Annotated in this window: 1 pseudogene; it reads left to right on the top strand. The window is 67.6% G+C overall.

Features of this window, described 5'->3' with window-relative positions:
* Positions 1 to 1,260: pseudogene (locus VF194_RS09910) on the top strand (hypothetical protein); the annotation flags it as partial.

The following is a 1,260-nucleotide window of genomic DNA, read 5'->3' as shown; positions in this document are numbered from 1 at the left end:
GAGCGGTACGAGCAGCAGGTTCAGGACATCAACCGCGCTCTGGAAATCGCCGCGGCAAACGGCTTTCAGCTCTCTGCCGAGAATGCCGAGCGTTTGAACCGCGCGCTGAAGGAGGCCGACCCGGCCTTTCGTGCGGCCAAGGAGGCGGCGGAGAAAGCCGCGCGCGAGCGCGAGCGCATGGCCGAGCGGGAGGCCGAGGTCATGCGCAAGCCGTTCGAGAACGCGCTAGAGGGCATCCAGGACTCATTCACCGACTTCTTCCAGGATGTGTTCGACGGCGGGATCGACTCGTTCAAGGATCTGGCCTCTGGCATCAAGTCGATCTTCACCCGCCTCGCCGCGGAGATCGCGGCGCTTCTGGTGTTCCGTCCGGTCGTGGCTGGAATTCTCGGCGGTGTGGGCCTCGGCTCTATCGCGGGCGGGATGGGCCTCCTGCCGACCTCCGGCGGCCTGCCGGGCGGCGTGGGCATCGGCGATCTGTTCGGCGTCGGGAAGGAATTCCTCGGCTCCGGCTCGGGCATCGGCCAATGGCTGTTCGGGGCCGCGCAGAACGGGAAGATCCTGCCGACCTCCGGCATTCTCGGCTCTGGCGGGCAGTTCCTGGGCTCGACGTTCCTGGCCGACGCATTCCTGCCGTTCCTCGGGAGCGCCCTGCCCGGATTGATCTCCGGCAATTTCGGACAGGCCGCATTCGGCGGTGGAGGCGCGCTGCTCGGGACGGCCATCGGCGGGCCGATCGGCGGCGTCGTCGGCGGTCTGCTCGGCAACGTGCTCGGCGGTCTCTTCGGCGGCAAGAAGAAGACGCCGCAGGCCGTCACGTCGTTCGATCTCGGCGGCGGCCTCACCGAATGGACGCGGGCCGGGGGCAATATCGGCGCGACGAACGAGCTGGCCAAGGGCATCGCGGATACGGTCGGCAGCATCGTCGCGTCCATCGGCGGCACGCTCTCCGCGAATGCGCTCGGCGGGTACATCCTGACGAGCACCGGCAAAAATCAGGGCACGATATTCCTTGGCGGCGTCGGGCAGTACGGCTCGGGCACCGAGCTTGGCCAGATTCTTGGGCCGAGCGTGGCCGATTCGATCAAGGCCGATCCTAACGCCGTCGCAGAAGCGGTGGCGGTCGCGGTCATCCGCGAGAATGCGCGCATCGGCGCGATTGCAGGATTGTCCGCCACTCAGGCGCAGGTGCTGCGTCGGACGGACGCCAGCAGCTTGCAGGCGCTCAACGCCGATCTCGCCTTCGCCCAGTGGTACGAG

The organism is Ferrovibrio sp., assembly GCF_036381655.1.
In the GTDB taxonomy this organism is placed as follows: domain Bacteria; phylum Pseudomonadota; class Alphaproteobacteria; order Ferrovibrionales; family Ferrovibrionaceae; genus Ferrovibrio.
The sequence above is the reverse complement of the archived record's forward strand: the minus strand, read 5'-3'. Positions and strand labels throughout refer to the sequence as shown.